This window comes from Streptomyces sp. NPDC050534, assembly GCF_044457745.1.
Lineage (GTDB): Bacteria > Actinomycetota > Actinomycetes > Streptomycetales > Streptomycetaceae > Streptomyces.
The window spans coordinates 212327-225726 of the sequence record NZ_JBITHF010000010.1; the positions used below are offsets into that span (position 1 = coordinate 212327).

Sequence of the window (13400 nt, forward strand, 5' to 3'; positions counted from 1 at the left end):
CGTAACCATTGAAGGGGTACGAAGGTCTAAGTTGACGATGTCAGGCAGCGTCTTGGGGGGCGTTTCCTGGCATCTGAGGATGTCTTGGGGGACTTCCTCAGAGGTGCGTTGCCGGGGCACGTACACCGGGGAGCTTTGAGCGGCCCTCCCGAGCGTGCGTTGTCCCGGCAGACCGCACACAACAGCGATTCAGGCGCTGTCCTCGCAGACGCCCGGCCGGATCCCGTGGGGGGAATCCGCACCGGGACATGGGAAGGCGCCCTGGACGTCGGCCCGTGGGGGGACCGGCGCCAGGGCGCCTTCTGTTTTGCCTGTTCGCCGCCATCGGGCGGCACTGCGGAGGGAACAACCCGGCGGCGACGGGGCACCGGCCGGCCGGCGCCCCACGACGACAGGTGTCAGCGCTCCTCGACCGGGATGAAATCGCGCTCGACGACGCCCGTGTAGATCTGGCGCGGGCGGCCGATGCGGGAGCCGGGCTCCTTGATCATCTCGTGCCACTGGGCGATCCAGCCGGGCAGGCGGCCGAGGGCGAACAGGACCGTGAACATCTCGGTCGGGAAACCCATGGCGCGGTAGATCAGGCCGGTGTAGAAGTCGACGTTCGGGTAGAGGCTGCGCGAGACGAAGTAGTCGTCGGAGAGCGCGTGCTCCTCCAGCTTCAGCGCGATGTCCAGCAGCTCGTCGGACTTGCCGAGCGCGGACAGGACGTCGTGCGCCGCCGCCTTGATGATCTTCGCGCGCGGGTCGAAGTTCTTGTAGACCCGGTGGCCGAAGCCCATCAGCCGGACGCCGTCCTCCTTGTTCTTCACCTTGCGGATGAAGGAGTCGACGTCGCCGCCGCTGGTCTGGATGCCCTCGAGCATCTCCAGCACGGACTGGTTGGCGCCGCCGTGCAGCGGGCCCCAGAGGGCGTTGATGCCGGCCGAGATCGACGCGAACATGTTGGCCTGCGAGGAGCCGACCAGACGGACCGTGGAGGTCGAGCAGTTCTGCTCGTGGTCCGCGTGCAGGATCAGCAGCTTGTCGAGCGCGGAGACGACGACCGGGTCGAGGTCGTACTCCTGGGCCGGGACCGAGAAGGTCATGCGCAGGAAGTTCTCGACGTAGCCGAGGTCGTTGCGCGGGTAGACGAACGGGTGGCCGATCGACTTCTTGTACGCGTACGCCGCGATCGTCGGGAGCTTGGCGAGCAGGCGGATCGTGGAGAGGTTGCGCTGCCGCTCGTCGAAGGGGTTGTGGCTGTCCTGGTAGAACGTGGACAGCGCCGAGACCACCGAGGACAGCATGGCCATCGGGTGGGCGTCGCGCGGGAAGCCCTTGTAGAAGTTCTTGACGTCCTCGTGCAGCAGGGTGTGCTGCGTGATCTCGTTCTGGAACGAGGTGAGCTCGTCCACGGTCGGAAGCTCACCGTTGATCAGCAGGTAGGCGACCTCCAGGAAGGTGGAGCGCTCCGCCAGCTGCTCGATCGGGTAGCCGCGGTACCGGAGGATGCCCGCCTCGCCGTCGAGGTAGGTGACGGCGGATTTATAGGCGGCGGTGTTGCCGTAACCGCTGTCCAGCGTCACCAGACCGGTCTGGGCGCGGAGCTTCCCGATGTCGAAGCCCTTGTCGCCGACGGTGCTGTCGATCACCGGGTAGGTGTACTCGCCGTCGCCGTACCGCAGTACTACAGAGTTGTCGCTCACGTCTTCCCTCACCGACGTAGTGCCTCATCTTCGAGGTTGCCCTGACTGTCTCTACCATCCCCCAATTGGCTCAGGAGAGTGCACTCGGGGCCGACCATCGGGTCTATCGGCGGCACTGAGTGCCGCCAACTTGCACATCCTGCCCCCTTGTTTCTCCATCCGGAAGTGCTCTGTGACCTTCGCGACTCATTTGATCGATCATTTTTTGTGATGCCTGCCGCACGAAGGCGCCACGGAGGTCGCAAGCGCTCTCACAGAGGTCTGGGAGAAAGCCGGAAGTCGAGCGCCGTGCATCGCCGCCCCGCGGACACCGTACGCACCGCCTGACCGATCGCCTTGCGTGAACCGACGAGGACCACCAGCTTCTTGGCCCGGGTGACCGCCGTGTAGAGCAGGTTGCGCTGAAGCATCATCCAGGCACCGGTGGTGACCGGGATCACCACCGCCGGATATTCACTCCCCTGCGAGCGGTGAATGGTCACCGCGTACGCGTGGGCCAGCTCGTCCAGTTCGTCGAATTCGTACGGAACCTCCTCGTCCTCGTCCGTCAGCACCGTCAGGCGCTGGTCGACCGGGTCGAGCGAGGTGACAACGCCGACGGTGCCGTTGAAGACACCGTTCTTGCCCTTCTCGTAATTGTTGCGAATCTGGGTGACCTTGTCGCCGACGCGGAAGACGCGGCCCCCGAACCGCTTCTCCGGAAGGTCGGGCCGGCCCGGGGTGATCGCCTGCTGGAGCAGGCCGTTGAGCGTGCCGGCGCCGGCGGGGCCGCGGTGCATGGGGGCGAGGACCTGGACATCGCGCCGCGGGTCGAGGCCGAACCTGGCCGGGACACGGCGGGAGGCCACGTCCACGGTGAGCCGCCCGGCCTCCTCGGTGTCGTCCTCGACGAAGAGGAAGAAGTCCTTCATTCCGTCGGTGACCGGGTGGTGGCCGGAGTTGATCCGGTGGGCGTTCGTCACCACGCCGGACTGCTGGGCCTGGCGGAACACGCGCGTGAGGCGCACGGAGGGGATCGGGCTGCCGTCGGCGAGCAGGTCACGCAGGACCTCGCCGGCCCCCACGCTGGGCAGTTGGTCGACGTCCCCGACGAAGAGCAGGTGGGCGCCCGGCGGGACCGCCTTGACCAGCTTGTTCGCGAGCAGCAGGTCCAGCATGGACGCCTCGTCGACGACCACCAGGTCGGCCTGGAGCGGGCGCTCCCTGTCGTACGCCGCGTCGCCGCCGGGCTTCAGCTCCAGCAGGCGGTGGACGGTGGAGGCTTCGGCGCCGGTGAGCTCGGACAGGCGCTTGGCGGCGCGGCCGGTGGGGGCCGCGAGGACGACCTTCGCGTTCTTGGCGCGGGCCAGCTCCACGACCGAGCGGACGGTGAAGGACTTGCCGCAGCCGGGGCCGCCGGTCAGTACGGCGACCTTCTTGGTCAACGCGAGCTTGACCGCGGCCTCCTGCTCCGGGGCGAGGTCCGCGCCCGTGCGGTCCTTCAGCCAGCCCAGCGCCTTGTCCCAGGCCACGTCGTGGAAGCCGGGCATCCGGTCCTCCTCCGTGCGCAGGAGGCGCAACAGCTGGGCGGAGAGGGAGAGTTCGGCACGGTGGAAGGGCACGAGAAAGACGGCCGTCACCGGGTCGCCGCCGTCCGGGCCCGGCACCTTCTCCCGTACGACCCCGGGGTCCTCGCCTTCCTCGGGCTCCCGCGCGAGCTCGGCGAGGCACTCGATGACCAGGCCGGTGTCGACCTGGAGCAGCTTCACCGCGTCGGCGATCAACTGCTCCTCCGGGAGGTAGCAGTTGCCCTGGTCGGTGGCCTGCGACAGCGCGTACTGCAGGCCCGCCTTCACGCGCTCCGGGCTGTCGTGCGGGATGCCGACGGACTGGGCGATCTTGTCGGCGGTCAGGAAGCCGATGCCCCAGACGTCGGCCGCGAGGCGGTACGGCTGGTTCTTCACCACGGAGATCGAGGCGTCGCCGTACTTCTTGTAGATCCGCACGGCGATGGAGGTGGACACCTCGACGGTCTGGAGGAAGAGCATGACCTCCTTGATCGCCTTCTGCTCCTCCCAGGCGTCGGCGATCTTCTTGGTGCGCTTGGGGCCGAGACCGGGGACCTCGATGAGCCGCTTCGGCTCCTCCTCGATGATCTGCAGGGTGTCCAGGCCGAAGTGCTGGGTGATGCGGTCGGCGAAGACCGGTCCGATGCCCTTGACCAGGCCGGAGCCGAGGTAGCGCCGGATGCCCTGGACGGTGGCCGGCAGCAGTGTCGTGTAGTTCTCGACGGTGAACTGCTTGCCGTACTGGGGGTGTGAACCCCAACGCCCTTCCATGCGCAGGGACTCGCCGACCTGGGCGCCGAGCAGCGCGCCGACGACCGTGAGGAGATCGCCCGCGCCTCTGCCGGTGTCGACGCGGGCGACGGTGTAGCCGTTCTCCTCGTTGGCGTACGTGATGCGTTCGAGGACCCCCTCGACCACCGCCTGATTGGACATGATCCGACCGTACCGGTGAGGACTGACACTCAGCGGAGACGAGCGGATTTCAGGGCTTCGAGGAAGGTGGTGAAGGTGGGGGCGGGGAAGGTGAGGGTGGCTCGGGTGGGGGTCTTCGAGTCGCGGACGGCTGTGCGGGTGGGGGTGGTGGCTATCTCTACGCACTCGTTGCCGTCGTCCGGGCCCGAGTAGGACGACTTGCGCCAGTTGTCCATGGGGTGCCTCACAGCTCTTTCGCCAGCCGGTTGATGAAGTCGCGTGACCGCTCGGGGTCGAGCGATACGGCTTCCACCTTACGGAAGCGCGTTCGAAAGGCGCCGAGCTGTGAAGCAGAGTCGATCAAGGCCGAGCCGTGGGGCACATCACGGACCACCGTGTCCAGCTTGGGCACGGGACCGCCCACGTACGTCATCGTGCTGGAGGCTCGGGAGAAGCCGTCCAGGTCGAACGGGATGACTCGCACGGTGACGTTCTCCGCTTCCGAGAGCTCCAGGAGCTTGCCGAGTTGGGCGCGCGAGGCAGGGCGGTCGCCGACCCTGATCCGTAGGGCCGACTCGTGGATCACCAGCTCGTACGGGATGGTGATCTCCTGGCCCGCCATGCGGTGGCGGACACGCAACTCGAGTTCCTCGTGGGTGAGCTCGGGGACCCTGCCGGAGAAGACGGCCCGGGCGTACTCCTCTGTCTGGAGCAGGCCTGGCACGTACAGGATCGCGACGTCGCGCCGAAACGACGCATGGTGGTTCAGCTCGGAGAGGTCCAGGAACGATGTGGGCAGTTGACCCCGGTACTTCTCCCACCAACCGCGTGTGCGATCGACGGCCATCACCGCCAGGGCGTCGACGAACTCCTGGTCCGTACAGGCGTAATGGGATGCAAGGCGCCGCACCCGTTGCTCGCTCACACCCACGAGCCCAGACTCGATCTGACTGATCTGGACCCGGTTCGCCCCGAGCAGGGCCGCCGCCTCGATGGCGGTGAGCGCCGCCGCCTCGCGAAGCCTGCGCAGTTCGGCTCCCAGGCGCATCTGGCGAGCGGTTGGTTCGCGCCTGAGGACCATCGACTGCTCCTTGGTTCAACCCGTCCGGAACTGAGGCTCGTTCGGGGTCAGATTACGCGATCGGCTTGCCTTGGATTACATGAAACCCCTACCGTCGGTGACGCAACGCACACGCTGCGGAAGTGCACCGCTCCGTCCTGCTCGCCCGGACGGTCGCGGCGATGCCACCGCCAACCCCCCACCACCGAACCGGAGTTGACGCATGCCCGAAAGCACCACCGAACCTTGGGAGTACTGCCTCTCCATCCCCAACGACCTCCGCGCCGTCACCGTCAGTCGCCGCACCCTCCGGCTGATCCTCACCGCACACGGACTGATCGGCCTCGTGGACGTCGCCGAACTCCTCGCCACCGAGCTGGTCACCAACGCCGTACGGCACACGAAGGGGCCGGCCGCCCTGCGGGTCCGCTGGGCGCCGCCCGGCACGCTGCGGATCGGGGCGTGGGACGCGGACCCCGAACCGCCCGAGCCGCCCGTGCCGTTGGCGCGCCTCGGCGAGGCGGAGGAAGGACGGGGACTGGTGCTGGTACGGGCCTGCTCCGACCTGTGGGGCTGGCACCCGCTGTCGCGACACGGCAGCCGGGGCAAGTACGTGTGGTGCGAACTTGCGGTGGCGTAGGTCGTCGCCGACAAAGGCGGTTTTCGTCGACTCCTGCCTGGCCGATCCCCAGGCAAAGCAGATGTGGAGGATCTGATGACGGCGATCCAGTACTTCTGGCGACACCCTCTCGCGGAGCAAGTACGCGCGGAAGGCAGGGAACAAGGCCTGGAATAAGGCCGGATTCAGGACCGCCAGGAGATGACACTGCGCATCCTGGAGTGGCGCGTCATCCCGGTGCCCGACTCCGTCCGTGAGCGCGTGATGGCCTGCACGGACCTGGCGCAGCTGGAGGTGTGGGCCCAGCGCGCCGTACGTGCCACGCACGGGGCGGAGTTGTTCGCCGAGGAGTGAGCAACCCGCGGTGCGATGTCGCGCGGCCGCTCACCCGGCCTCATCGGTGAGGCCGGCGACCGGCCCTGGACGGCGCCGGCACCGTGCCGGGCCGCGGCGACCGGCGGCACCTCCCCATGACGAGATGGCCCGCCGCCCCTCCGGGCACGTTCATCACGATCCGGTATCAGGGTCTTGCACTGTCGCCGTGTAATCGATTCCAATCCTCCGTGACGCATCGTTGTAAACGATTCCACGAGGAGGTGGGCGTCGATGGCGGGCATCAAGGACGTTGCCGCCGAGGCCGGTGTGTCCGTCGCGACGGTCTCGCGGGTGCTGAACGACCATCCGTCGGTGAGCGCGGCGGCACGCACGCGGGTGCTGGCCGCCGTCGAGGCGCTGGGCTACCGCCCGAACGCCGTCGCCCGTTCACTGCGCACCGACCAGACCCACACCCTGGGCCTGGTCATCAGCGACGTGCTGAACCCCTACTTCACCGAGCTGGCCCGCTCCGTCGAGGAGGAGGCCCGCGCGCTCGGCTACAGCGTCATCATCGGCAACGCCGACGAGCGGCCCGATCTGCAGGACCATCACGTACGGAACCTGCTGGACCGCCGTATCGACGGCCTGCTCGTCTCCCCCACCGACGGCGGCTCGCCGCTGATGCTGGACGCCGCGCGCGCGGGGACGCCGATGGTCTTCGTCGACCGGTGGATCCCGGGCGTCGACGTGCCGGTGGTGCGCTCGGACGGACGGGCCGCCGTACGGGACCTCGTCGCGCATCTGCACCGGCTGGGGCACCGGCGGCTCGCGATCATCGCGGGCCCGGCCGCCACCACGACCGGCCGGGAGCGGGTGGACGCCTTCCGGGAGGCGCTCGGCGCGTACGGCCTCGAACTGCCCGACGCCTACATCGGGCAGGGCGACTTCCAGGCCGAGAGCGGGCGGCGGGTCACCGAGGGCTTCCTCGACCTGCCCGAGCCGCCCGAGGTCGTCTTCGCCGCCGACAACCTGATGGCGCTCGGCGCGCTGGACGCGCTCCGCGCGCGCGGGCTGCGGGTGCCGCACGACATGGCCCTGGCCGCCTTCGACGACATCCGCTGGTTCGTGCACACCGATCCGCCGATCACCGCGGTCGCCCAGCCCACGGGCGAGCTGGGCCGGGCCGCCGTAAGGGCCCTGGTGGACCGCATCGAGGGACGGACCCCGCAGTCCGTCACCCTCCCCGCCCGTCTCGTCGTACGCCGCTCCTGCGGCGAGGACCCCGCCGAGAACCCCGCAAGGAACAGGAGCCAGTCGTGAGCAACGCGGACGAGTTGCTGCGCATCGAGGGCATACGGAAGAGCTTCCCCGGAGTGGTCGCGCTCGACGGCGTCGACTTCGGTCTGCGCCGCGGCGAGGTGCATGTGCTCCTCGGCGAGAACGGCGCGGGCAAGAGCACGCTCATCAAGATGCTCTCGGGTGCGTACACGCCCGACGCCGGCCGGATCCTCGTGGGCGGCGAGGAGGTGCGCATCCATGGTGCGCAGGACTCCGAGCGCCTCGGGATCGCCACCATCTACCAGGAGTTCAACCTCGTACCGGACCTCACGGTCGCCGAGAACATCTTCCTGGGGCGCCAGCCGCGCCGCTTCGGGATGATCGACCGGAAGAGGATGGAGGCGGACGCCGAGGTCCTGCTGAAGCGGGTCGGCGTGAACGTCTCGCCACGCGCGCGCGTGCGTGAACTCGGCATCGCGCGCCTGCAGATGGTCGAGATCGCCAAGGCGCTCAGCCTGAACGCGCGCGTGCTCATCATGGACGAGCCGACCGCCGTGCTCACCTCCGAGGAGGTGGAGAAGCTCTTCGCGATCGTGCGCACGCTGCGCGAGGACGGCGTGGGCGTCGTCTTCATCACCCATCACCTGGACGAGATCGCCGCCCTGGGCGACCGGGTCACGGTCATCCGGGACGGGAAGTCCGTCGGGCAGGTGCCCGCCGCCACGCCCGAGGACGAGCTCGTACGCCTCATGGTGGGCCGCTCGATCGAGCAGCAGTACCCGCGCGAACGGGCCGACACCGGCGCCGCGTTGCTCACCGTCGAGGGCCTGACCCGCGACGGCGTCTTCCACGACGTCAGCTTCGAGGTGCACGCCGGCGAGGTGGTCGGCATCGCCGGGCTCGTCGGGGCGGGCCGTACGGAGGTCGTCCGGGCGGTGTTCGGCGCGGACCCGTACGACAAGGGGGCCGTGAAGGTCTCCGGTTCCGCGGTGCGGCGCGGGGACGTCAACGCCGCGATGGCGGCCGGCATCGGGCTGGTGCCCGAGGACCGCAAGGGCCAGGGGCTGGTGCTGGACGCTTCCGTGGAGGAGAACCTCGGCCTGGTGACGATGCGGGCCGCCACGCGCGCGGGGCTCGTCGACCGCAGGGCGCAGCACGGGGCGGCCGAGCGGATCGCGCGGCAGCTCGGCGTGCGGATGGCCGGACTCGGCCAGCACGTTCGGACGCTGTCGGGCGGCAACCAGCAGAAGGTCGTCATCGGCAAGTGGCTCCTCGCCGACACCAAGGTGCTGATCCTCGACGAGCCGACGCGCGGCATCGACGTCGGCGCCAAGGTCGAGATCTACCAGCTCGTCAACGAACTCACCGCCCAGGGCGCGGCCGTCCTCATGATCTCCAGCGATCTGCCCGAGGTGCTCGGCATGAGCGACCGCGTGCTGGTGATGGCCCAGGGCCGGATCGCGGGCGAACTCGCGGCCGGCGAGGCCACGCAGGACGCCGTGATGGCACTCGCCGTGACCAACCCCACGACCGGAACGGAGGCCAGCCGTGGCCACTGACACGCTCAAGAGCCGGGCGGGCGCCGGTGGCGCCACCAGCGGCCTGCGCCGACTGCTGCTCGACAACGGCGCGCTCACCGCGCTGATCGTCCTCCTCATCGCCCTGTCGGCGCTGTCCGGGGACTTCCTGACGACGGACAACCTGCTCAACGTGGGCGTGCAGGCGGCCGTGACCGCCGTGCTCGCCTTCGGCGTCACCTTCGTGATCGTCTCGGCGGGCATCGACCTGTCGGTCGGCTCGGTGGCGGCCCTGTCGGCCACCGTCCTCGCCTGGAGCGCCACTTCGCACGGCGTACCGGTCGTCCTGGCCGTCGTGCTGTCCGTCCTCACCGGCATCGCGGCCGGCCTCGTCAACGGCTTCCTGATCGCGTACGGGAAGCTGCCGCCGTTCATCGCGACGCTCGCCATGCTGTCGGTGGCCCGCGGTCTGTCGCTGGTGATCTCCGAGGGTTCCCCGATCCCCTTCCCGGACTCGGTCTCGCACCTCGGCGACACGCTCGGCGGCTGGCTGCCCGTGCCGGTGCTGGTCATGATCGTGATGGGGCTGATCGCCGCGTTCGTGCTCGGCCGGACCTACATCGGCCGCTCCATGTACGCGATCGGCGGCAACGAGGAAGCGGCGCGCCTGTCCGGTCTGCGGGTGAAGAAGCAGAAGCTCGCCATCTACGCCTTCTCCGGTCTGTTCGCCGCGGTCGCGGGCATCGTGCTCGCCTCACGCCTGTCCTCCGCGCAGCCGCAGGCCGCCGACGGCTACGAGCTGGACGCGATCGCCGCGGTCGTCATCGGCGGCGCCTCGCTCGCGGGCGGCACCGGCAAGGCGTCCGGCACCCTGATCGGCGCGCTCATCCTGGCGGTGCTGCGCAACGGCCTCAACCTGCTGAACGTCTCCGCCTTCTGGCAGCAGGTCGTCATCGGCGTCGTCATCGCGCTGGCGGTGCTCCTGGACACGCTGCGGCGCAAGGCCGGGGCGACCCCGGTGGCCGCGGGCGCGGGCGGGAACAAGGGCAAGCAGGCGGGGACGTACGCACTGGCCGCGGTCGTGACCGTGGCGCTGGTGGGCGCGACCTCGTTCCTGCACGGCGGCTCGAACTCCACCGACCCGAAGATGGGCCTGTCCCTGTCCACCCTCAACAACCCCTTCTTCGTGCAGATCCGGGCGGGCGCCCAGGCCGAGGCGAAGAAGCTGGGCGTGGACCTGACCGTCACCGACGCGCAGAACGACGCCTCGCAGCAGGCCAACCAGCTGCAGAACTTCACCAGTTCGGGCCTCGGCGCGATCATCGTCAACCCGGTGGACTCGGACGCGGCGAGCAACTCCGTGAAGGCGGCCGACAAGGCGAAGATCCCGGTCATCGCGGTCGACCGCGGCGTCAACAAGGCGGCCGTGGACGCCCTCGTGGCCTCCGACAACGTCAGGGGCGGCGAGCTGGCGGCGAAGACGATCGGGGACAAGCTCGGCGGCAAGGGCAAGATCGTGATCCTTCAGGGCCAGGCGGGCACGTCCGCGGCCCGTGAGCGCGCGGCGGGCTTCGCGGCCGGTCTCAAGGCCTACCCGGGTCTGAAGGTCGTCGCGCAGCAGCCGGCAGACTTCGACCGCACCAAGGGCCTCGACGTGATGTCGAACCTGCTCCAGGCGCACCCGGACGTCCAGGGCGTCATCGCCGCCAACGACGAGATGGCCCTCGGCGCGATCAAGGCGCTCGGCTCCAAGGCCGGGAAGTCGGTCCAGGTCGTCGGATTCGACGGCACCCCGGACGGGCTCAAGGCGGTCGAAGGGGGCACTCTGTACGCATCTGTGGCACAACAGCCCTCGCAGCTGGGCAGGATCGCCGTGGACAACGCGCTGAAGGCCCAGCAGGGCAAGAAGGTCGAGGAGACGGTGAAGGTGCCGGTGAAGGTGGTCACGAAGGCCAACGTGGCCGGCTTCAGCGGCTGACGACGGGGAAACGGGCGGGCGGTCAGGGGGACCGCCCGCCCCAGGTGATCTCTCAGGGAGTCTTGTTGATGTACGGGGAGTCCTTCTGATGTACGACTACGACCTGCTGGTCGTGGGGTCGGCCAACGCCGACCTGGTGATCGGAGTCGAGCGCCGGCCGGACGCCGGTGAGACCGTGCTCGGCTCCGACCTGGCCGTCCACCCGGGCGGCAAGGGCGCGAACCAGGCGGTCGCGGCCGCCCGGCTCGGCGCCCGTACGGCCCTGCTGGCCCGGGTCGGCGACGACGCGTACGGCAGGCTGCTGCTCGACTCGCAGCGCGAGGCCGGCGTCGACACGGTGGGCGTGCTGGTGGGCGGGGCGCCGACCGGCGTCGCGCTGATCACCGTCGACCCCTCGGGCGACAACAGCATCGTGGTGTCACCGGGCGCGAACGGCAGGCTCACGCCGGCCGACGTCCGGGCCGCCGCGTGCCTGTTCCAGGCCGCGCACGTGGTCTCGGTGCAGCTGGAGATCCCGCTGGAGACGGTGGCCGAGGTCGTCCGCTGTCTCTCGCCGGGCAGCCGTTTCGTCCTGAACCCGTCCCCGCCGCGACCGCTGCCGTCTCAGGTGCTGGCGGCCTGCGACCCGCTGATCGTCAACGAGCACGAGGCGAAGGTGATCCTGGGCGAGGCGTGCGTCTCGGACCGCCCGGAGGACTGGGCCCGGCTGCTGCTGGCCAAGGGCCCGCGTTCGGTCGTGGTCACCCTGGGCGCGGAGGGCGCGCTGGTGGCCGGGGCGGACGGGGTCGCGCGGGTGCCCTCGGTGAAGGTCGGCGCGGTGGACACGACGGGTGCGGGCGACGCGTTCACGGCGGCGCTGGCGTACCGGCTCGGGACGGGTTCGACCCTGACGGAGGCGGCCGGGTACGCGGCGCGGGTCGGCGCCGCCGCCGTCACCAAGGAGGGGGCGCAGGTGTCCTTCCCGACGGCCGAGGAGGTCGACGCGCTGTGCTGTGCCATCCCGGGGGACAACTCCCGGGCCCCCGACAGGAAGAGCGGGCCGGGCAGCGCATCCGGAACTCCTCAGCGGGGTGGGGTGCAGTGAAGCGGGCGGGAATCCTGAACCGTCATCTCGCCGGCGCGCTGGCCGAGCTGGGCCACGGCGACGGCGTCCTGGTCTGCGACGCGGGCATGCCGATCCCGAAGGGCCCGCGCGTGGTCGACCTCGCCTTCCGCGCCGGGGTGCCGTCCTTCGCCGAGGTGCTGGACGGGCTGCTGGCCGAGCTGGTGGTGGAGGGCGCCACGGCGGCGACGGAGATCCACGACGCCAACCCGCCGGCCGCGGCCCTGCTCGGCGGCCACTTCCCCGGGCTCGGCCTGGTGTCGCACGAGCGGCTCAAGGAGCTGTCGGCCGGCGCGCGTCTGATCGTCCGGACGGGAGAGGCGCAGCCGTACGCCAACGTGCTCCTGCGCTGCGGCGTCTTCTTCTGACGACGGACCCCGCCGGACGGCGGGGCACAAATTCGAGGGGGCCCGATCCGTCGACCGGGCCCCCTCGGCTTTTCCCCTCCAACATCAGAACCCCCGCGATCCCCCCAGATCCCCCTCCGAGAAGTCCTGATGCCAATTACGACCCGCTAGGTGGGGGAAGGGTTGTACGGCTTCCTCAGATTCTTCAGAACTTTTTCGCGGCCCCCCGTCCGCTCATGTGTGCTCCACGAACCGCCGGGCCGTCTCCCTCAGAACCTCGCGGCCGTCGCGGGCCCACAGGCCGTCGTTGAACAGCTCGACCTCGATGGGGCCGGTGTAGCCGGCGGCCTCGACGTAGCCCTTCCACTCGCGCATGTCGATCGAGCCGTCGCCGATCTGGCCGCGGCCGTTGAGGACGCCCTGCGGGAGGGGGGTCGTCCAGTCGGCGAGCTGGAAGGTGTGGATGCGGCCGCCGGCGCCCGCGCGGGCGATCTGTGCGGGCGCGGTGTCGTCCCACCAGATGTGGTACGTGTCGACGGTGACGCCGACCTGGTGGGCGGGAAACCGTTCGGCGAGGTCGAGGGCCTGGGTGAGGGTGGAGACCACGCAGCGGTCGGCGGCGTACATGGGGTGGAGCGGCTCGATGGCCAGCCTCACCCCGCGCTCCTCGGCGTACGGGCCCAGCACCGCCAGCGCGTCCGCGATGCGCTCCCGCGCACCGTGCAGGTCCTTGGAACCGGCCGGGAGGCCGCCCGAGACCAGGACGAGGGTGTCCGTGCCGAGCGCCGCGGCCTCGTCGACGGCCCGCCGGTTGTCGTCCAGCGCCCTGGCACGCTCCTGCGGGTCGATCGCCGTGAAGAAGCCGCCGCGGCACAGGGTCGTGACGGCCAGGCCCGCGCCGCGGATCAGTTTCGCCGTCGCGTCGACGCCGTAGGACTGGACCGGCTCGCGCCACAGGCCCACGCCCGGGACACCCAACTCGACGCAGGCAGACACCAGTTCGGGCATCGACAGCTGCTTCACCGTCATCTGGTTGA

General features: G+C 69.9%; 11 protein-coding genes and 1 pseudogene. 7 read left to right on the top strand and 5 right to left on the bottom strand.

Going from position 1 to position 13400, the window contains the following annotated elements:
• Positions 1–398: 398 nt before the first annotated feature.
• The 4 genes from ACIBN2_RS31040 to ACIBN2_RS31055 all read right to left on the bottom strand — a co-directional run bounded on the left by ACIBN2_RS31040 (position 399) and on the right by ACIBN2_RS31055 (position 5228).
• Positions 399–1688, bottom strand: coding sequence for a citrate synthase (locus tag ACIBN2_RS31040; protein ID WP_399139286.1), 1290 nt, complete (start codon positions 1686–1688; stop codon positions 399–401).
• 251 nt (positions 1689–1939) lie between these two features.
• Complete coding sequence (locus ACIBN2_RS31045; RefSeq protein ID WP_399139288.1) at positions 1940–4168, bottom strand: ATP-dependent RecD-like DNA helicase; 2229 nt, start codon at positions 4166–4168, stop codon at positions 1940–1942.
• Positions 4169–4197: 29 nt separating this feature from the next.
• Entirely contained in the window at positions 4198–4383 is a 186-nt protein-coding gene (locus ACIBN2_RS31050; protein WP_399139290.1) for a DUF397 domain-containing protein, read from the bottom strand.
• A gap of 8 nt (positions 4384–4391) precedes the next feature.
• Positions 4392–5228 carry a DUF5753 domain-containing protein gene (locus ACIBN2_RS31055; protein WP_399139292.1) on the bottom strand — a complete coding sequence of 279 codons (837 nt, stop codon included), beginning with the start codon at positions 5226–5228 and terminating at the stop codon, positions 4392–4394.
• A 202-nt stretch (positions 5229–5430) separates the two neighbouring features.
• Between ACIBN2_RS31055 and ACIBN2_RS31060 the strand changes: the two genes are divergently transcribed.
• The 7 genes and pseudogenes from ACIBN2_RS31060 (at position 5431) to rbsD (ending at position 12384) form a co-directional block, all read left to right on the top strand.
• Complete coding sequence (locus ACIBN2_RS31060; RefSeq protein WP_399139294.1) at positions 5431–5847, top strand: ATP-binding protein; 417 nt, start codon at positions 5431–5433, stop codon at positions 5845–5847.
• A 22-nt stretch (positions 5848–5869) separates the two neighbouring features.
• Positions 5870–6180 (top strand): annotated as a pseudogene (locus ACIBN2_RS31065) (hypothetical protein); the annotation flags it as partial.
• 252 nt (positions 6181–6432) lie between these two features.
• Entirely contained in the window at positions 6433–7461 is a 1029-nt protein-coding gene (locus ACIBN2_RS31070) for a LacI family DNA-binding transcriptional regulator (protein ID WP_399139296.1), read from the top strand.
• The gene (locus ACIBN2_RS31075) at positions 7458–8978 is read left to right on the top strand and encodes a sugar ABC transporter ATP-binding protein (RefSeq protein WP_399139297.1); all 1521 of its coding nucleotides are present in this window, start codon (positions 7458–7460) and stop codon (positions 8976–8978) included. The genes ACIBN2_RS31070 and ACIBN2_RS31075 overlap by 4 nt, the downstream gene beginning before the upstream one ends.
• Positions 8968–10914 (top strand): substrate-binding domain-containing protein, encoded by a 1947-nt coding sequence (locus tag ACIBN2_RS31080; protein WP_399139298.1) that lies wholly within the window; start codon positions 8968–8970, stop codon positions 10912–10914. The genes ACIBN2_RS31075 and ACIBN2_RS31080 overlap by 11 nt, the downstream gene beginning before the upstream one ends.
• An 88-nt stretch (positions 10915–11002) precedes the next feature.
• Positions 11003–11998 (top strand): ribokinase, encoded by a 996-nt coding sequence (locus ACIBN2_RS31085; RefSeq protein ID WP_399139300.1) that lies wholly within the window; start codon positions 11003–11005, stop codon positions 11996–11998.
• A complete protein-coding gene (rbsD, locus tag ACIBN2_RS31090; RefSeq protein ID WP_399139302.1) occupies positions 11995–12384 on the top strand; it encodes a D-ribose pyranase in 390 nt (129 codons plus the stop codon). Before ACIBN2_RS31085 ends, rbsD begins: the two co-directional genes overlap by 4 nt.
• Before the next feature lie 213 nt (positions 12385–12597).
• Here the strand turns inward: rbsD and ACIBN2_RS31095 are convergent, their stop codons facing one another.
• Positions 12598–13392 carry a sugar phosphate isomerase/epimerase family protein gene (locus ACIBN2_RS31095; RefSeq protein WP_399139594.1) on the bottom strand — a complete coding sequence of 265 codons (795 nt, stop codon included), beginning with the start codon at positions 13390–13392 and terminating at the stop codon, positions 12598–12600.
• Positions 13393–13400 lie beyond the last annotated feature (8 nt).